Below are 17566 nucleotides of genomic sequence, written 5' to 3'. Positions count from 1 at the left end.
ATGCTCGCGGACCTCAACGCCTCCGAAGGCCGGAATGATGGACGGCCCGATGGATTCCCGCCTACGCGGGAATGACAGCAAGAAAGCGGGCGGGCGCACCGCTCCAGCGCCCGCTGCCCCTTTAACGCGAATAAGTGCGCGAGTCGGGCCGCTATGCGGCCTGCCTCACCCGGTATTTTGTATCCCCGCCGAAATCCCGTTCACCGTCGCCACAAGCGCCTCATAAAGCGCATCGTCGGGGCGGTCCGCCGCGCGCCAGCGTGCGAGCAAGTCCACCTGCAGCAGGCTGATCGGATCGACGTAGGGATTGCGCAGGCGGATCGACTGGCGCAGGCGGTAGTCGCCCGCCAGCAGTTCATCGCTGCCCTTGATCGCCAGCACGGCCGCGCGCGTGCGCTCGAATTCCGCCGCGATGCCGGGATGGAAGCGCTCGTGCAATTCGCCGGCGAGCAGCGAGTAGCGCTCGAAGATGCCCGGCTCCGACTTGGCCAGCATCATTTCCAGGTCGTCGATCAGCGTGCCGAAGAACGGCCAGTCCTGCGCCATTTCGGCGAGCGTGTCGCGGCCGTGCGTTTCGAGCGCGCGTTGCAACGCCGTGCCGACGCCGTACCACGCGGTGAGTCCGGCACGATTCTGCGACCACGCGAACACCCACGGGATCGCGCGCAGCGAACCGACATCCCCCGTGCCCGCACGCTTGCTGGGACGCGAACCGATGCGCAGGCGTTCGATCACGTCGATGGGCGTTGCCGCGCGGAAATACGCGGGGAAGTCCGGGTTCTCGTGCACCAGCGCGCGGTAGTGCGCGCGTGCGTCGCGGGCGAGTTCGCTCGCGATCGCACGCCATTGCTCCTCGCGCGGTTCCGGCGCGCGCGGGCGCAACGTCGCGCGCAGCACGGCGCCGGTCGCCTGTTCGAGGTTGCGCAGCGCGATGGCGCGGATGCCGTACTTGCGGTGGATCACCTCGCCCTGCTCGGTCAGACGTAGATAGCCGTCGACCGAACCGCGTGGCGCGGCGATCACCGCGCGCTCTGTCTTGCCGCCGCCACGGCTGATCGAACCGCCGCGGCCGTGGAAGAAGGCGATGCGCACACCGCTGTCGCGCGCGAGTTCGGTGAGCGCGATCTGCGTGCGTTGCAGCGCCCAGCGCGAGGCGAGCATGCCGCCGTCCTTCGCGCTGTCCGAATAGCCAAGCATCACGACCTGACGATCGCCACGCGCGGCCAGGTGCGCGCGATATACCGGGTCGGCGAACAGCGCGCGCAACGTGTCGCTCGCCGCGTCGAGGTCGTCGACGGTTTCGAACAGCGGCGCGACGTCGAGCGGCACGCGGCCGTCGCCATCGACGCAGCCGGCCACGCGCGCGAGTGCGAGCACCGCCAGCGCGTCGGCCGCGCTGCGGCTCATGCTGACGATGTACGGGCCGAACGCCTGCGCGCCGTAACGTGGGCGCAGTCGCGCGACGGCGCGGAACACGTCGAGCGTCGGACGCGCGGTGCCGTTGCCGACGCCGCGCACCGGCTCGCTGCCGTCGAGCAGGCCATGCAGGCGCTCGGCGCGTTCCTCGCGCGAATGCGATTCCCACTGCGAATCGCCCAGCACTTCGGCGAGCGCCGCATCGTGCGTGGCCGAATCCTGGCGAAGATCCAGGCTCGCCAGGTGGAAGCCGAAACACTGCACGCGACGGCGCAGGCGCCGCACCGCGTGGCCGCCGGCGTGTTCGCCCTGATGCGCGCGCAGGCTGTCCTCGATCATGCGGATGTCGGCGAGGAACGCGGCGGCGTCCTGGTATCCGTGCACATGGTCGTCGGCCGTCGCGCGCAGTCGCGCGGCGATCAGCGCGAGCAGATTGCGATACGGCATGTCGGCGTGGCGCGGCTTCAGCGCGGCGGCGGCCTTCGGCAGCAGGTAGCGGTATTCCTCGATGCGCGCGAGCACCGCGTCGGCCACGCCGATGCGCTCCAGTGACTGGCTCAGCATTTCGCCGAGCGCGGCGACTTCCTGCCGGTACGCGCGCAGCACGAGCGAACGCTGGCCGGCGAGTGTGGCGGCGATGGTGTCGGCACCGACGTTCGGGTTGCCGTCCATGTCGCCGCCCACCCATGTGCCGAAGCCGATGACGGTCGGCATCGCGACATGCTCGCCGTAGGTCTCGCGCAGCGCGTCCTCGAACAGTTCGTAGAACACCGGCAGCACGCGATACAGCACGTCGGACAGGTAGAAGCCGACGTGCTCGAACTCGTCGGCGACGCTGGGCTTCACCGGCGGCGTTTCGGCCGTCTGCCAGCTCGCGGTGAGCGCCAGCCGCATGCGTTCCAGGTCGGCGCGGTGTTCGTACGGCGTGCGCGTGCGGTCGATATCGTCGATCAGGCAGGTGACGATCTGGCGCTCCTTCTCCAGCAGCGCGCGGCGCACGGCTTCGGTCGGATGCGCGGTGAACACCGGTTCGATGCGCAGCCGCTGCAGCAGCGCGACGACTTCCTCCAGGCTCACGCCCTGCGCGGCCAGCGTCGCGAGCACGTCGCGCAATCCGCCGGGCTGCCGGCTCGCGCCCTGTCGCTCGTAATCGCGGCGTCGGCGGATGCGGTGCACGCGCTCGGCGACATTCACCGCCTGGAAATAGGTGGCGAAGGCGCGCACCAGATCGCCCGCGTGTTCGAGTTCGACCCCGGCGAGCGCGTCGGCCAATTCGGCCACCGGCGCGTTCGACTCGCGGCGACGGATCGCGGCACGGCGCAGGTTCTCCACTTCGGCCAGGAACTGCGGCCCGCGCTGCTCGGCGAGGATGTCGCCGACGAGGGCGCCGACCGTTTTGACGTCTTCGCGCAGCAGGGCGTCGTGCGGGGCGAAATCGACGACGCGGAGGGGGTCGTTGGCGGACTCGGCGGGTGGGTTTTGTCGGGTCATCCGCCGAGCCTACCGCACTGCAACATGAGGCGGCGCGACGGTTGCGGCTGCAACGGTCCGACAGTGACCGCCCGGCTTCGCCGGTCGCGTTGTCTTTTCCTGATGACCCTCGCGCTGGAGTGCGCCATGACGCTGCGGATCCGCCTGTTCGGCCTCGCCGTCGCCTGCCTGGCCCTGGCCGGCTGCCCCAAGGCCCCGAAGGAAGACGCCGCGCAGGCGAACGCGCCGCCGCTGTTCGACACGTTCGGCGAGGAGCATCGCGACATCGCATCGAAGGTGCCCGAGGCGCAGCGCTATTTCGACCAGGGCCTGCGGCTGGCGTACGGCTTCAACCACGAGGCCGCCGGTCGCGCGTTCGCCGAGGCCGAACGGCTCGATCCCACCTGCGCGATGTGCGCATGGGGACAGGCGCTGGTGCTGGGGCCGAACATCAACCTGCCGATGTCGCCGGATCTGGCCGCCGATGCGACCACGCTCGCGCTGCGCGCGCAGAAGTTGTCGAAGAACGCCACGCCCGCCGATCAGGCGTTGATCGCCGCGCTGGTCAAACGCTACGAAACGCCCGCACCGGCGGATCGCGCGCCGCTCGACAAGGCCTATGCGCAGGCGATGGGCGAGGCGCACAAACAGTTTCCGGAGGACGACGACATCGCCGCGCTCTACGCCGAGTCGCTGATGGACCTGACGCCGTGGGCGTACTGGAACGCGCAGGGCGAGCCGACCGAATACACCGACACGCTGCTGGCCACGCTGGAAGGCGTGCTCAAGCGCAACCCGCGCCACATCGGCGCGGTGCATTACTACATCCACGCGGTGGAAGCCTCGCACCAGCCCGAACGCGCCGAGCCGTACGCCGATCGCCTTGCGTCGCTCGCGCCGGGGTCGGGGCACCTGGTGCACATGCCGGCGCACGTCTACATCCGCGTCGGCCGCTACCACGACGCCACGCTGAGCAACCTCGCCGCGAGCACCGCCGACAAGGCCTTCCTGGCCGTGTGTCGCGGCAGCAACGGCGCGTATCCGCTGGGTTACGTACCGCACAACTGGCACTTCGCGGCGATGACCGCGGCGCTGCACGGCTCGCGCACGCTGGCGATCGAAGCGGCCGACCAGACCGCGCAGCGCGTGGATGCGCAGCAGCTGGAGGCGATGCCTTTCATGCAGCAGTTCCTCGTCGCACCGCTGTTCGCGCGCGTGCGCTTCGGCGAATGGCAGCAGATCCTCGCCGACGACGCGCCGCCGTCGGAGGTGCCGTTCCCCAAGGCGATCTGGCATTTCGCGCGCGGCATGGCATTCGTGCGCACCGACAAACCCAGCGACGCCAGGAAGGAACTGAAGGCCCTGCAGGCCATTGCTTCGGACCCGGCGCTGGAGAAGGTCTTGCTGTTCGACATCAACCGCGCCGACCGCGTGCTCGACGTCGCGCAGCACATGCTCGCCGGCGAGATCGCGCTGGGGACGAAGCAGACGAAGGCGGGCATCGCCTCGCTGCAGAAGGCCGTCGCGGCCGAGGACCTGCTCAACTACAACGAGCCGCCGGACTGGCCGCTGCCGGTGCGGCCCTTCCTCGGCGCGGCGCTGCTCGACGCCGGCCGCGCGAAGGAAGCGGTCGCGGTGTACGAGGAAGACCTCGAGCGCTTCCCGCACAACGGGTGGTCGCTGTACGGCCTGGCGCAGGCGCAGCGCAAGCTCAAGCAGAAGGACGACGCCGCAGAGACCGAACGCCGCCAGGCCGCCGCGTGGCAGTGGGCCGACGTGAAGCTGGTGGCGTCGCGGTTCTAAAGGCGCGCGACCGTTCTCACCACTCCTCCTCCTCGTCGATGTCGTCCTCGTGCGGGCGCGGACGTCCGCCGCCTGCCGGCGGCTTGAAGCCCTTGGCGCTCATGCATTTGTCGAGCTTCGCGTGGTCCGGACGCTGGCCGTCCTTCGGCTCGCGGCGTACGCCCGGCGGAGGCGGCGGGGGCAGGCCCTGCTCCGCGGCGCAGGCGGTGATCGCCTCGCGGAAGGCGTCGCGGTCGGCGGGCGGGCGTTCGCCCGCGTGCGCCAGCGCGGCCACGCCGAGCGAGGCGACGGCCTGTGCCAGACGCAGTCGCAGTTGGCTGGGGAAATCCTGTTGCATCGGACGGTCTCCTTCGAACGTAGGGCGGCGAGGGGAGGAGGGCGCCCGCCGGCCGGGAAGTGGAAACCGGCGGACGCCACCCTCGGCCCGGACGCCGCGCATGGAGGGCATGCATGGCCAGCGACCGGGTGCCGCACGGTGCGATGGCGGTGTTGCCCGCGATTGCCGGGGCGTGTCGATGGCGCCATGTCGGCGCAAGCGTTCATCGGTCGTTTCGCCGCGCGCACGGCTGCGGCATGCGATGAGTCACCGGATCCGCCGTGCCGCCCCGCGTTCATCCAGCGCTGCGGGGCTCGATGTGTCAGCGCTGACATAAAGCGGCATCGGCGAACAACATCGCGTCGGCAGGATCGAGGGCGAGTCGTGGACCCATGTGTCCCGTTGCCGCCATCGGAGATCCCCCGATGGCGGCATTTTTCTGTCCGATTCGCGGTCCGGCGAGAACCAAGACATCCGGTTCGCGGTCTGCCTACACTCCGTTACGTCCTTCTGTCCGTGGTGGCATGGATCTGCAGTCGCTCCTGCTCGTCGTCGACGACGACCCCGACCTTCGCCGGCTCATCTCCGGCTTCCTGACCGAACACGGCTACCGCGTGGAGACGGCCGAAGACGCCGTGCAGATGCGGCGCGTGCTCGACGAACAACGCCCGGACCTGGTGATCCTGGACGTGATGATGCCCGGCGAGGACGGCCTGAGCGCCGCGCGACGGCTGACCTCCGAACGCGGGCCGGCGCTGATCATGCTCAGTGCGCTAGGCACCGATACCGATCGCATCATCGGGCTGGAAATCGGCGCCGACGATTACCTCGCCAAGCCGTGCAATCCGCGCGAACTGCTCGCTCGCGTTCGCGCGGTGCTGCGGCGACGGCAGCTCGCGGCCGATGCGGCGAGCGGTCACCTGTACGAATTCGCCGGCTGGCACCTCGACGTGATCCGTCGCGCGCTGCGCGATCCGCACGGCACCTACATCAACCTGTCCGATGGCGAGTTCTCGCTGCTGCGCACCTTCGTCGAACATCCGCAGCGTGTGCTCAGCCGCGACCAACTGCTCGATTGTGCGCGCGGCCGCGACAGCGAGGTGTTCGATCGCGCGATCGACAGCCAGATCAGCCGCCTTCGTCGCAAGATCAACGAGCGCGGCCACACCGAACTGATCCGCACCGTCCGCAACGAGGGCTACATGCTGTTGCCGACCGTCACCCGCCTGTGAGCACGCATCGGTGAACACCCGCGGCCTTCCGATCTTCGCCCGCACCTTCCTGGTGCTGCTGGCGGCGCTGGCGGTGGCGTACGGCATCGGCATCGCGCTGCTCGCCCTGCGCGAGCCGCCGCCGGCGGTGCGGTTGTCGGAAGTGGTCGCGCTGTTGTCCACGCGCATGCCGTCGGGCAATCCGCTGCTGGCGGTGAGCGAATCCGACGAAGCGCCGCAGCCGGAGCACGGTTTCATCAGCCCGCCGCCGCTGCGCACGCTGCTGGCGCGCTGGCTGGACGTGCCCGAGGACCGCGTGCGCTTCTTTGTGGCCGGCGCGAACATGCTGCCGCCGTTCCGGCGCATCGTCGTCATGCCGGGCACGCCGATGGCGCGGATGGACGGGGCCGATCCCGGCCGCCTGGGCGAGTACGTCGTCCCGCCGCCCCTGTCGCCGCCACCGCCGCCGGACGCGGCGCGCACCGAACCGGCCCGCCAGCGGCAGGCCGTACGCGTGGGTGAGCCGCAGCGCGTGGGCGGCCCGCCCTTCGCGCACGACCGCGACTGGCGCGCCGATTCGCACCTTCCGTTCGCCTTCGTCGCCGCGCTGCGCCAGCCGGACGGGCGCTGGCGCCGCGTCGAACGCATGGACCACGGCGTCGGCATCGGCCGAACGTTCGCGCTGATGTTCGCGATGGGCCTGATCGCGCTGCTGCCGCTGGCGTGGTGGTTCTCCAGCGCGCTCGCGACGCCGATCCGCCGCTTCGCCGCGTCGGCCGATCGCATGGGCCAGGACGCGCACGCGCCGGCGGTGCCGCTGGAAGGGCCGGCGGAAATCCAGCGCGCGGCGGCGTCGTTCAACGCGATGCAGGAACGCATCAACCGACTCGTGCGCGAGCGCACGCAGATGGTGGCGGCCATCGCGCACGACCTGCGTACGCCGCTGGCGCGATTGTCGTTCCGCCTGGACGGGCTGCCTGCCGACGCGCGCGAGAAGGCCACGGCCGACATCGCGGAGATGTCGCAGATGATCGAAGCGGCGCTTGAATTCATCCGCGAACAGCATCGCGAACGCGTGCGCGAGCGCCTGGACCTGCGCCTGCTGGTGGAAAGCGTGGTGGACGAGGAAGCCGACGTCGGCCACGCGGTGGCGCTCGCGCCGGGCGCGCCGGCGCCGCTGCGCGGCGATCCGCTCGCGCTGCGGCGCATGGTTGGCAACCTGGTCGACAACGCGATCAAGTACGGCCGCAGCGCGCGGGTGTCGCTGCACGACGATGCCGACGGCTACTGCCTGCGCATCGACGACGACGGCCCGGGCGTGGACATGACGCGCAGCGAACAGCTGTTCATGCCTTTCGTGCGCGGCGAAAGTTCACGCAATCGCGAAACCGGCGGCATCGGGCTGGGGCTGGCGACCGCGCGCGGCGTGGTGCTCGCGCACGGCGGCGACATCCGGCTGGACAACCGCGACGAAGGCGGCCTGCGCGTCACGGTGACCCTGCCGCACGAGGTCGGGTGATCGGGTCGTGACGCGATGCGCGATCAGGTTCCGAACGCCCTCCTGAACGGTTCAGCAAAACCCGCAACGCTTCACGCCTGGCGCGCCGCGCCGGGCGTATTCTGCAAACGCCGTCACCGTGGGAGCCGGCCATGAAACGATTCGCCATCTTCCTCGCCTTCTCGCTGCTGGCCGGCTGCGCCACCACGCCCGCCGTGTTCACCGATTACGACCCTGGCGTGAACTTCGGCCAGTACCAGACGTATCGCTGGGAAAAGCGTCCTGAAGGTTTCTCTCCGTTGCAGACGCAGCGCCTGGTCGCCGCGATCGACGCCAAGCTGCGCGAACGCGGCTGGACGCAGTCGACCAACGCGCAGGTCACGCTCGCCGGCAGCATCGTCACCGAGCGCCGCGTGCGCGTGGATACCTGGAACAACGGCCCGATGTGGGGCGGCTGGGGCTGGGGCGGTTGCTGCTGGGGCCCGGGCTGGGGCGCGTGGGGCGGCTGGAACACCTCCACCACCGTGCGCGATTACACCTACGGCACGCTCGTGCTCGACATGTTCGACGCGCAGACGCAGCGTCCGCTGTGGCGCGGTATCGCGATGGGCACCGTCCCGGACTCGCCGATCGCCCAGACCAACGCCATGCAGTCCAGCGTGGACCGCATCTTCGCGCAGTTCCCGCCGACCTCGGCCGCCGCGCAGATGCCCTGACGCAACGCCGCAAACCTCGCATCCACGAACGGGAGCCTCGCGCTCCCGTTTCGTTTTTTGCGGCGCGGGCGGCTGACTGACGTATACTCCACCCCAGTACCCGAGCGGGTGGCCGTCGTGCCCCATTCCCCCGAAGAAAAGAAGCGCGTCCAGGCCCGCATCCGCCGCATCAAGGGGCAGGCCGACGCGCTCGAACGCGCGCTGGACGCCGGCGCCGAATGCGGTGCCGTGCTGCAGCAGATCGCGGCGATCCGCGGCGCGGTGAACGGGCTGATGTCCGAAGTGCTCGAAGCGCACATCCGCGAGGAATTCGGCCAGGCCGCGTCGTCGCAGGAAGAGCGCGCCGAACGCGTCGCCGAACTCGCCGGGCTCGTCCGCTCGTACCTCAAGTAATCGTCCTTCCCCATTTCCAGGAGTCGCCATGAAATCCCGTGCCGCCGTCGCCTTCGCCGCAGGGCAGCCCTTGCAGATCGTCGAGATCGACGTCGCGCCACCCAAGGCCGGCGAGGTGCTGGTGAAGATCACCCACACCGGCGTGTGCCACACCGATGCGTTCACGCTCAGCGGCGACGATCCGGAAGGCCTGTTCCCGTGCGTGCTCGGCCACGAAGGCGCGGGCGTGGTGGTCGAAGTGGGCGAGGGCGTCACCAGCGTGAAGCCGGGCGACCACGTGATTCCGCTGTACACCGCCGAATGCGGGCAGTGCCTGTTCTGCAAGTCCGGCAAGACCAACCTGTGCGTGGCCGTGCGCGCGACGCAGGGCAAGGGCGTGATGCCCGACGGCACCACGCGGTTTTCGTACAACGGCCAGCCGCTGTACCACTACATGGGCTGCTCGACCTTCAGCGAATACACGGTCGTGGCCGAAGTCTCGCTGGCGAAGATCAACCCCGAGGCGAACCACGAGCAGGTCTGCCTGCTCGGCTGCGGCGTCACCACCGGCATCGGTGCGGTCCACAACACGGCGAAGGTCGCCGAAGGCGATTCGGTCGCAGTGTTCGGCCTTGGCGGCATCGGTCTTGCGGTGATCCAGGGCGCGCGCCAGGCGAAGGCCGGCCGCATCATCGCCATCGACACCAATCCATCGAAGTTCGACCTCGCGCGCAGCATGGGCGCGACCGACTGCGTGAATCCCAAGGATCACGACAAGCCCATCCAGCAGGTGATCGTCGAGATGACCGGCTGGGGCGTGGACCATTCCTTCGAATGCATCGGCAACGTCAACGTGATGCGCGCGGCGCTGGAATGCGCGCATCGCGGCTGGGGCCAGTCGGTGATCATCGGCGTCGCCGGCGCGGGCCAGGAGATCAGCACGCGTCCGTTCCAGCTCGTCACCGGGCGCAAGTGGATGGGTACGGCATTCGGCGGCGTGAAGGGCCGCTCTCAGCTGCCGGGCATGGTCGAGGACGCCATGCGCGGCGACATCGAGCTGGCGCCGTTCGTGACGCACACCATGCCGCTGGACGACATCAACGACGCCTTCGACCTGATGCATGAGGGCAAGTCGATTCGCTCGGTGATTCATTACTGAGAGGCGTCACGCTGGAAGCTGTCATTCCCGCGAAGGCGGGAATCCATTTCTCCGCCGCAATTCCGCTCTTCGTCAGCAGTGACGTCCGCACGCATGGATTCCCGCCTTCGCGGGAATGACCGCAATAGGAGCGAAACGCGGGGTCACACATCAGTAAGCACGGAACGACCATGGAACGCATCGAACACCGCGCCTGCTTCGGCGGCTGGCAGCACGTTTACCGGCATCACGCGAAGTCGCTCGATTGCGAGACGACGTTTGGCGTCTACCTGCCGCCGCAGGCGGAGCAGCGTTCCTGCCCGGTGCTGTACTGGCTGAGCGGGCTGACCTGCACCGAGCAGAACTTCATCACCAAGGCCGGCGCGCAGCGCTATGCAGCCGAGCACGGCGTGATCCTGGTCGCGCCCGACACCAGCCCGCGCGGCCCGGGTGTCGCGGATGCCGAAGGCTACGACCTCGGCATCGGCGCGGGCTTCTACGTCGATGCGACGCAGGCGCCGTGGTCGAAGCACTACCGCATGTTCGACTACGTCTCGCGCGAGTTGCCCGACCTGATCGAAGCGCAGTTCCCGGCGACGAAGGCGCGTGCGATCAGCGGCCATTCGATGGGCGGACACGGCGCGCTCGTCGTCGCGCTGAAGAATCCGGGGCGGTATCGCAGCGTCTCGGCGTTCTCGCCGATCGTGGCGCCGACGCAGGTGCCGTGGGGTCAGAAGGCATTCGCCGCGTACTTGGGTGAGGATCGCGAGGCATGGAAGGCGTGGGATGCAACGGCGCTGATCGCGACGGCGCCCGAGCGGCTGCCGCTGCTCGTCGACCAGGGCGAGGCCGACGAGTTCCTCGCGACGCAGCTGCAGCCGCAGCGCCTGCGCGAAGCCTGCGAAGCGGTCGGGCATCCACTCGAACTGCGCATGCAGCCGGGCTACGACCACAGCTATTACTTCATCGCCAGCTTCATCGGCGACCACATCGCGCACCACGCCGCCGCGCTGAAGGCGTAAGCGGCGCTCAGGCCAGGGCGAAATCGGTGTAGGCGAAGCGTCCGTCGCGCAGCACCGTTTCGCCTTCGCGCACCTGCAACGGTGCGCGGAACATCGGGCCGTCGTGCACCAGCGTGTGGAACTCGCCGTTCTCGCCGCAGGGATCGCAGCCCTCGGGAAATTGCGCGATCAACGCAGCGTCGAACGCGAGGCCGGCGAAGCGCGCGTCGAGTTGTTCCGTATCGACGCAGCAAAGCCGGGCGCGCAGGCCGCCGTCGTGCATGTCGCGCGCGAGCTGCGCGGTGTCGCGCCCGAACAGCGGCGTGTCGATGCGCCAGCCCAGCCGCGCGCACAGCGACTCGCGCCACGCGCGCACGTCGGCGAGGAACAGGTCGCCGAACGCGATGGTGTCCATGTCGGGCCAGCGCTCGCGTGCACGCGCAAGCGCATCGGCGAACGAGGCCTCGTAGGTCGCGTTGTCGCACTCGCGCGGAATGCGCGCTTCGATCAGCACGAGCCCGGCGGCGTCGGCCTGCGCGTGCAGGATGTCGCGCCGAATGCCTTGCATCGACACGCGGTCGTACTCGTCGGTAATCGTGGTGAGCAGCGCGACGACCTCATCGCCGCGCTGGCGCATGGCGTGGAGCGTCCACGCCGCATCCTTGCCGCCGCTCCACGACAGCAACCGCGGGCTCATGCCGCCGTGACGTCCCTCAGTTCCCATGCGCTGCCGGCCAGCCAGCGCAGGCGCTGGCGGAGGATCTCGCCGCCGATGCGCGTGGTCGCGACCAGGTCGATGTGCAGGTCGTGCTGCGCACCCTGCACGACGGCATCCGGATCGGTTTCGCCCAGCGCGGGATCGACCGCGTCCGGATCGTCCTGCTTCATCTTCCAGCGTTCGAAGAGCGACGGCTCGCGCAGCGCGGCCTGCAACTGCTCGGCGAAACCGTCGGGGCTGACCGCGGTGAAAGACAGCGACGAATCGCCGCCGCGCGCGCGCTGCGCGTCGGGAAGGCGGATGTAATAGCGCGTGGCCATCGTGGGTCTCCTGATAGGAGCGTCCAGTTTATGGACGTGAATATCCCCGCGCCGTGATGGATACGGCGGGCGCCGAAGCCGCCCGCCGCGCGCGTCAGGCAGTGAACTTCTGCCCTTCCGCCGCGAAGCCCACCACCACCGCGCCCTTGCCGACGTTGACCATGCCGGTCAGGCTCATGACGCTTTCGAACAGCTCGACATTGTTCGACGCGCAGGCATCACGCAGGCGTTCGTAGCCGGGCAGCGCGCGCAGGCCTTCTAGTTCGCCGCCGTAGCTCAGGCACATCGTCGGCGTCAGCAGTTCGCCGCGTTCCACGCGCTGGGAGACGTGCTCGAACAGTTTCTGCACCGCCGGCTCGAAGCCCTTGATCTTCGCCACCGGGCCGGTTTCGCCGCGGTTGGCGTGCAGGATCGGCTTGATGTCGAGCGCGCTGCCGAGCGCCGCGCTCAGGAAGCCGACGCTGCGATCGCCCTTGGCGCGCGCGCGGTTGCGCAGGTAATAGAGATCCGGCGGCACCATGTAGCCCTGCGTGTGCAGCGCGAGGTGCTCCAGGCGTGCGCGGATCTTCGGCGCGCCTTCGCCCGCGGCGCGCAGGCGGATGGCTTCCACCGCCGTCACGCCCTGCGCGGCGAACAGGTTCTGCGTGTCGACCACGCGCAGCGCGAACGGCGTCGCGTTGCCCGCCGCGGCGCGCACGGGCTTGTAGTCGTTGAGGATCGCGAAGCTCGCCTGCTGCGCGTTGTCGAAGATCGGACTGCGCGTCTTCGTGATCGTCATGCAGAAGACGTAGTCGTAATCGATCACCAGCCGCTGCAGGAACAGGTCCTGGATCTGCTGGACCGTGTACGGCATGGTCTGCGCCTCGTGGCCGCGTTCGGCGACGTGCGCGTGCAGGAACTCGAGCGTGGCTTGCTCGTCGCGATGATCGGCGAGCACCGCCTCGCCGATGCGGACGGTGATGGGCAGCACGGAGACCTCGTGCTGCTCGAGGTATTGCAAAGGCAGGTCGCAGGCGGAATCGACGACGAGACCGATGCGCATGGTTCCCCTCCCGGAAAGAGCGCTGGCTTTCGAAGTGTGACGGCCAGCATACCTTGTCCGAGACGGATGTCCGTGCGGCGCCGCCGCATGACGCTGCGCGTCAGCGTCGGCGCTGCAGACCCACCGGCAGCCCGCTCACGCGGCGCATTTCCTCCTCCTGCAGCAGCGACGCATCGTGCATCGCGGCGAGGGCGAAGTCGGTGGCGTCGTACCCCCAGAACAGCTCGTCGCCGACCGACAGCGTGGGCACGCCGTAGACGCCGGCGGCGATGGCCGCATCGGTGTTCGCGCGCAGGGCGGCCTTGGTCTGGTCGGCGTCGAGCGCGTCGGCGGGGACGTCCAGCGCGGCCATCAGCGGCACCAGTGCCTCGACGCTGTCGCCCGGGCGGCCGTGGGTCCATATCCAGTCGAAGATCGAGTCCACCGCCTCGGGCGTGTCGCCGGCGGCGATGCTCAGCCGCAGCGACGCCAGCGGATTGAACGGATGCGCCGGCGGGAAGCGCAGCGTCACGCCTGCCTGCCGCGCCAGCCACAGGACGTGGCGGTAGGTGAATTCGCGCTTGCCGGGGATTTCCGCCGGGCCCTTCTGCCCGCGGGCGTCGAGCACCGCGGCGAACACGATCGGCACCAGCCGCACCGGCGTGCCGGCGGCCTCGCGCTCGCGCAGCAGCGGTTTCAGGCGCTGCCACTGCAGATACGAAAATGGCGAGATGAAGTCGAAGTACCAGGTCAGCGAGGCGTCCATGCAGGCGTCCTCAATGCCACGCGCCGAGGATCAGCCCGTACAGGCAGAACTGGGCGATGTGGTAGCCGGCGTCGATCATCCACAGCTTCAGGCTGCGCTGGGCGAAGGCGTAGTTGATGCCGAAGCTCATCGCCACGAAGAACAGGCCGACCACGAAGCCCGCGCCGAAGCCGTCGGCGGCCGTCGCGGTGGGCGGCAGGAAGTTGGCGAACATCACCGCCGCCAGCAGGCTGCACACGAACGCGGTGGCGAAGATGCGCGCGGGATGACGCGGCGCGGTGTCCGGATCGATGCCGGCCTCGCGGCACCAGGCGCGCTTGAACAGCGGCCCGTACCAGAGGCCGCCCAGGACGAAGGAAGACACGGCGGCGGCGATCGCCGCGACCCAGTTGAAGTCGACGTGCGGAAGCGGAGGCATGGCGGGCGTCCTGTGCGTGGCGCGCGGGTGTGTGGCGCGAGGCGGTCAGGATAAGCCGGCGTCGGTATGGCGGCGAAGGCGGCCGCTTTCCGAGAAGTCGGAAGCCTCGAATTTCCGTCATCCCGGCGAAGGCCGGGATCCAGGCCGAGTGCGTGTGGGCACTCCCGTAGTGCGCACCCACCTCACCGTCATCCCCGCAAAGGCGGGGATCCAAGTCCGGCTATGTCACCTCTTCCGTCACGTGTGATGTACGGAAAGATGGATTCCCGCCTTCGCGGGAATGACAGCAGATGGCTGACGCCGGATGTATCGCGCGCGTCGCCCTCACCCCAACCCCTCGCCCGGGAGGAGAGGGGCCAAAAACGACGCCGCGCGTAAGGGGCCGCTACCTCACCGCCCCGACGCCGGATACGCCCGCGGCAGTCCGCCGTCGGCGGCCGGGGCGGCGGTCTTCAGGTAGCGGTCGCGCAGTTCGGTCTGGCGGCTGCGCATCGGGATCGCGCGGCCGTCCATCCACACCTGCAGGGCGGCGGCGTTCACTTCGAGCGGATCGCCGCTCCACAGCACCAGGTCGGCGCGCTTGCCCGGCGCGATGGTGCCGAGCCGGTCGGCGACGCCGAAGGTTTCGGCGGGCACGCGCGTCAGGCCGGCGAGGCCGTCCTCCCACGCCAGGCCATTGGCCACCGCGTTGCCGGCGAGCTGGCGGATCTTGCGCGCGTTGTGCGACGCATCGCCGGCCTGCGTGAAACCGACCTGCACGCCCGCCGCGCGCAGGCGCGCCGCGTTTTCCATCGTCGAGCCGAGCTTGTCGAAATCCGACGGCAGGTTGCCCAGCGGATTGACGAACACCGGCACCTTCGCCGACGCGAGCATCGGCGCCACGCGCCACGCTTCGGCGCCGCCGGCGATGGCCACGCGCACGTTGTGGCGTTGCGACCAGCGCAGCAGCTGGCGGATGTCGGCGGCGCGATCGACCTCGACCACCACGCGACCGCCGCCGCCGATGTACTTCGCCAGCGCGGCGCGGCCGGCCGGCGTCAGCAGCGCCGCGTTCGCGTCGGGCGAAATGCGGCCGCGCACTTCGTCGATCAGCTGGTCCAGGATCATCCACTGCGCCGCGCGCGAGTTGCCCGACAGCCCGGCCGCGTCGCCGCCGATGCGCAGGAACAGCTCGCGCGGGCCGATCGGATCGGCGCTGCCGTCCAGGCGAACGATGCCGCCCTGGCCGGCAACGATCGAACCGCCCGTCGCGGTGCCGGCGCCGAGCAGCGTCCAGCCGATGCCCTCGATGCGCGTCACCGGCACCAGGATCGAATCCGGGTTGTAGGCCAGCGTCACGTCGAACTCCGGCCGCACCGTCATCTGCTTGGTGTCGGCGCCCAGCGCGAGCGTGTTGTCGACGGTGTCCTTCTCGCCGGAGACTTCCTCCAGGCCGATCTCGGTGATGCCGCCGAACAGCGTCGGCGTCACCGAGCGGCCCTGTGCGTCGACCACCTGCGCGCCCGCCGGTGCGGACAGCCCGGTGCCGACGGCGCGGACCGTGCCGCCGGAGACGAGCACGTCGGCGTTCTTCAGCGTGCCCTGCGCGCCGGCCGTGTGCACGGTGGCGTTGCGGATCAGCAGCTCCTGCGCGCCGGCGCCCATCGAGGCCAGCAGCAGGCCGATGAAGAGGAAACTGCGCGTGGGCGAATACCACCGCGACCAGCCCGCGTCGCGTTCGCAGCACGCCAGTTCGAAGGTGTCGACCGGGCGGTTGTGCCGCGACCGACGGAACTCGATGAAGCGCCTCATTCCACACCTCCTGCGCTCGTGCCGGCGGCCGCGCCCTGCCCGAGCATGAAATCCGAGACCGGCTGGCGCGAGCGGTCGTTGCGATCGAACACGCGCGCACCGTCGATGTACACCTGCTCGGCGTGCGCGTAGACGCTGAAGGGGCTGCCGTTCCACACCACGACATCGCCCATCTTGCCGGGCTCCAGCGTGCCGGTTTCCGCGTCGATGCCCAGCGCCTTGGCGGCGTTCTGCGTCATCCAGCGGATCGCGCGCTCGGGCGGGATGTCCATGCCGGCGAGCTGCGCGTGCGCCATCACCTTGGCCGCTTCCTGGTTAAGGCGCTGGATGCCTTCCTCCGAATCCGAATGCACGATCGCGCAGCTGTTGGGCGGGCGATCGACCAGCGCGATGTTTTCCTGGATGCCGTCGAAGGCTTCCATCTTGAAGCCCCACCAGTCGGCCCACAGCGCGCCGCAGACGTTCTCGGCGGCGAGGCGGTCGGCCAGCTTGTAGGCCTCCACGCCGTGGTGGAACGCGGCAACCTTGAAGCCGAATTCCTTCGCCAGGTCGAGCATCACCGCCATCTCGTCGGCGCGGTAGCAATGGATGTGCACGCGAATGTCGCCGTTGATCGCACCGGCGAGCGTGTCGAGCTTCAGGTCGCGCTTGCCGCCGGTGTCCTTGTCGCTCTCGCCGGCGTCGTTGGCCGACTGCCACCAGCGACGCTTCTTCTCCGGCTCGTCCTTCTTCTTGCCGCCGTTCTTGGTGAGGTATTCGCTGGCGTCGATGAACGCCGCGCGATAGCCGGCGACGTTGCCCATGCGCGTGGCCGGGCCGCTCTTGCCGCCGTAGACGCGCTTGGGGTTCTCGCCGCAGGCCATCTTCAGGCCCCAAGGCGCGCCCGGGAATTTCATGCCCTGGTAGGTCGTGGCGGCGACGTTCTTGAGCGTCACGCCGCGGCCGCCGATCAGGTTCGCGCTGCCGGGCAGCACCTGCAGCGACGTGATGCCGCCGGCCAGCGCGGTGGCGAAGCCCGGATCCTGCGGCCACACCGAATGCTCGGCCCACACGTTCGGGGTCACCGGCGCGGTCATCTCGTTGCCGTCGCTGTGCGCGCTGACGCCGGGGCTCGGGTAGACGCCCAGGTGCGAGTGCACGTCGATCAGGCCCGGCGTCACCCACTTGCCGGTGCCGTCCACGCGGGTCGCGCCGGCCGGCGCCTGCAGGCCGTTGCCCACCGCGACGACTTTGCCGTCCTGCAGCAGGACATCGGCGCCGTCCAGCCGCTGGCCGGTGCCGGTGAGCACGGTCGCGCCGGAGATCAGCACCGGCGCGGCGGCGATGCGCTGGTAGGTGCTGGGATAGGGGTCTTCGGTGAAGCGGGAGCGGGATTTGGCCGACGAGCCGGCCTGCGGGTTGCCTGGCGAATCCGGCGGCGCGGCGTGCGCGGCGCCGATCGCCAGCGCCGCGATCAACGCGGCGGCGAGAGGTCGATGCATGGAGGTCCCCGGGTGAGTACGGCTCACAACGTCCCACCGTAGCCGCGCCGGCGCGGCGATGCCAACCCTGACGATGGTCATGGACGGCGTGACACAATGCCCGATTAGGC

At 69.6% G+C, this 17566-nt stretch carries 16 protein-coding genes; 7 read left to right on the top strand and 9 right to left on the bottom strand.

Translation table 11 applies throughout. The features are described from left to right. Positions 1-165: 165 nt before the first annotated feature. On the bottom strand, positions 166-2907 hold the full coding sequence (gene ppc / locus GOY17_RS17480; protein WP_157031326.1) for a phosphoenolpyruvate carboxylase: 2742 nt from the start codon (positions 2905-2907) through the stop codon (positions 166-168). Positions 2908-3033: 126 nt separating this feature from the next. Between ppc and GOY17_RS17475 the strand changes: the two genes are divergently transcribed. Next, on the top strand, positions 3034-4689 hold the full coding sequence (locus GOY17_RS17475; protein ID WP_157031325.1) for a tetratricopeptide repeat protein: 1656 nt from the start codon (positions 3034-3036) through the stop codon (positions 4687-4689). A 16-nt stretch (positions 4690-4705) separates the two neighbouring features. On the opposite strand, the gene GOY17_RS17470 is transcribed toward GOY17_RS17475, so the two are convergent. Continuing rightward, on the bottom strand, positions 4706-5026 hold the full coding sequence (locus tag GOY17_RS17470) for a hypothetical protein (RefSeq protein WP_157031324.1): 321 nt from the start codon (positions 5024-5026) through the stop codon (positions 4706-4708). 503 nt (positions 5027-5529) lie between these two features. On the opposite strand from GOY17_RS17470, the gene GOY17_RS17465 reads away from it, so the two are divergent. The 6 genes from GOY17_RS17465 (at position 5530) to fghA (ending at position 10962) form a co-directional block, all read left to right on the top strand. Continuing rightward, positions 5530-6237, top strand: coding sequence for a response regulator (locus GOY17_RS17465; protein WP_115842005.1), 708 nt, complete (start codon positions 5530-5532; stop codon positions 6235-6237). Positions 6238-6247: 10 nt separating this feature from the next. Continuing rightward, complete coding sequence (locus GOY17_RS17460; RefSeq protein ID WP_115842004.1) at positions 6248-7735, top strand: ATP-binding protein; 1488 nt, start codon at positions 6248-6250, stop codon at positions 7733-7735. A gap of 131 nt (positions 7736-7866) precedes the next feature. Next, on the top strand, positions 7867-8430 hold the full coding sequence (locus tag GOY17_RS17455; protein WP_157031323.1) for a DUF4136 domain-containing protein: 564 nt from the start codon (positions 7867-7869) through the stop codon (positions 8428-8430). A 117-nt stretch (positions 8431-8547) separates the two neighbouring features. Further along, complete coding sequence (frmR, locus tag GOY17_RS17450) at positions 8548-8823, top strand: formaldehyde-responsive transcriptional repressor FrmR (RefSeq protein WP_115842089.1); 276 nt, start codon at positions 8548-8550, stop codon at positions 8821-8823. Positions 8824-8851: 28 nt separating this feature from the next. Then, positions 8852-9961, top strand: coding sequence for an S-(hydroxymethyl)glutathione dehydrogenase/class III alcohol dehydrogenase (locus GOY17_RS17445; RefSeq protein WP_157031322.1), 1110 nt, complete (start codon positions 8852-8854; stop codon positions 9959-9961). A gap of 170 nt (positions 9962-10131) precedes the next feature. Next, complete coding sequence (gene fghA, locus GOY17_RS17440; protein WP_157031321.1) at positions 10132-10962, top strand: S-formylglutathione hydrolase; 831 nt, start codon at positions 10132-10134, stop codon at positions 10960-10962. Positions 10963-10969: 7 nt separating this feature from the next. Here the strand turns inward: fghA and GOY17_RS17435 are convergent, their stop codons facing one another. The 7 genes from GOY17_RS17435 to GOY17_RS17405 all read right to left on the bottom strand — a co-directional run bounded on the left by GOY17_RS17435 (position 10970) and on the right by GOY17_RS17405 (position 17456). Next, positions 10970-11638: a Dph6-related ATP pyrophosphatase gene (locus GOY17_RS17435; RefSeq protein ID WP_157031320.1), complete on the bottom strand. Its 669-nt coding sequence runs from the start codon at positions 11636-11638 to the stop codon at positions 10970-10972. Then, positions 11635-11979, bottom strand: a complete 345-nt coding sequence (locus tag GOY17_RS17430; RefSeq protein WP_115841999.1) for a hypothetical protein — start codon at positions 11977-11979, stop codon at positions 11635-11637. The genes GOY17_RS17435 and GOY17_RS17430 overlap by 4 nt, the downstream gene beginning before the upstream one ends. Positions 11980-12073: 94 nt before the next feature. Further along, the gene (locus GOY17_RS17425; RefSeq protein ID WP_157031319.1) at positions 12074-13021 is read right to left on the bottom strand and encodes a DegV family protein; all 948 of its coding nucleotides are present in this window, start codon (positions 13019-13021) and stop codon (positions 12074-12076) included. Between the two features lie 100 nt (positions 13022-13121). Next, entirely contained in the window at positions 13122-13766 is a 645-nt protein-coding gene (locus GOY17_RS17420) for a 2-hydroxychromene-2-carboxylate isomerase (RefSeq protein WP_157031318.1), read from the bottom strand. Positions 13767-13776: 10 nt separating this feature from the next. Beyond that, positions 13777-14184, bottom strand: a complete 408-nt coding sequence (locus tag GOY17_RS17415; RefSeq protein ID WP_115841996.1) for a DUF1761 domain-containing protein — start codon at positions 14182-14184, stop codon at positions 13777-13779. A 390-nt stretch (positions 14185-14574) separates the two neighbouring features. Further along, positions 14575-15975: an amidohydrolase family protein gene (locus GOY17_RS17410; RefSeq protein WP_232338474.1), complete on the bottom strand. Its 1401-nt coding sequence runs from the start codon at positions 15973-15975 to the stop codon at positions 14575-14577. Further along, entirely contained in the window at positions 15972-17456 is a 1485-nt protein-coding gene (locus GOY17_RS17405) for an amidohydrolase (protein WP_157031317.1), read from the bottom strand. Before GOY17_RS17405 ends, GOY17_RS17410 begins: the two co-directional genes overlap by 4 nt. Positions 17457-17566 lie beyond the last annotated feature (110 nt).

Source organism: Lysobacter soli (assembly GCF_009755585.1).
GTDB classification, from domain to species: domain Bacteria; phylum Pseudomonadota; class Gammaproteobacteria; order Xanthomonadales; family Xanthomonadaceae; genus Lysobacter_J; species Lysobacter_J soli.
This window is presented reverse-complemented; position numbering and strand designations above follow the sequence as displayed.

What these genes read in the sequence shown, in the direction of transcription:
- ppc (WP_157031326.1), bottom strand. Translation starts at nt 2,907, where the DNA reads ATGACCCGACAAAACCCACCCGCCGAGTCCGCCAACGACCCCCTCCGC.
- GOY17_RS17475 (WP_157031325.1), top strand. Translation starts at nt 3,034, where the DNA reads ATGACGCTGCGGATCCGCCTGTTCGGCCTCGCCGTCGCCTGCCTGGCC.
- GOY17_RS17470 (WP_157031324.1), bottom strand. Translation starts at nt 5,026, where the DNA reads ATGCAACAGGATTTCCCCAGCCAACTGCGACTGCGTCTGGCACAGGCC.
- GOY17_RS17465 (WP_115842005.1), top strand. Translation starts at nt 5,530, where the DNA reads ATGGATCTGCAGTCGCTCCTGCTCGTCGTCGACGACGACCCCGACCTT.
- GOY17_RS17455 (WP_157031323.1), top strand. Translation starts at nt 7,867, where the DNA reads ATGAAACGATTCGCCATCTTCCTCGCCTTCTCGCTGCTGGCCGGCTGC.
- GOY17_RS17445 (WP_157031322.1), top strand. Translation starts at nt 8,852, where the DNA reads ATGAAATCCCGTGCCGCCGTCGCCTTCGCCGCAGGGCAGCCCTTGCAG.
- fghA (WP_157031321.1), top strand. Translation starts at nt 10,132, where the DNA reads ATGGAACGCATCGAACACCGCGCCTGCTTCGGCGGCTGGCAGCACGTT.
- GOY17_RS17435 (WP_157031320.1), bottom strand. Translation starts at nt 11,638, where the DNA reads ATGAGCCCGCGGTTGCTGTCGTGGAGCGGCGGCAAGGATGCGGCGTGG.
- GOY17_RS17430 (WP_115841999.1), bottom strand. Translation starts at nt 11,979, where the DNA reads ATGGCCACGCGCTATTACATCCGCCTTCCCGACGCGCAGCGCGCGCGC.
- GOY17_RS17425 (WP_157031319.1), bottom strand. Translation starts at nt 13,021, where the DNA reads ATGCGCATCGGTCTCGTCGTCGATTCCGCCTGCGACCTGCCTTTGCAA.
- GOY17_RS17420 (WP_157031318.1), bottom strand. Translation starts at nt 13,766, where the DNA reads ATGGACGCCTCGCTGACCTGGTACTTCGACTTCATCTCGCCATTTTCG.
- GOY17_RS17415 (WP_115841996.1), bottom strand. Translation starts at nt 14,184, where the DNA reads ATGCCTCCGCTTCCGCACGTCGACTTCAACTGGGTCGCGGCGATCGCC.
- GOY17_RS17410 (WP_232338474.1), bottom strand. Translation starts at nt 15,975, where the DNA reads ATGAGGCGCTTCATCGAGTTCCGTCGGTCGCGGCACAACCGCCCGGTC.
- GOY17_RS17405 (WP_157031317.1), bottom strand. Translation starts at nt 17,456, where the DNA reads ATGCATCGACCTCTCGCCGCCGCGTTGATCGCGGCGCTGGCGATCGGC.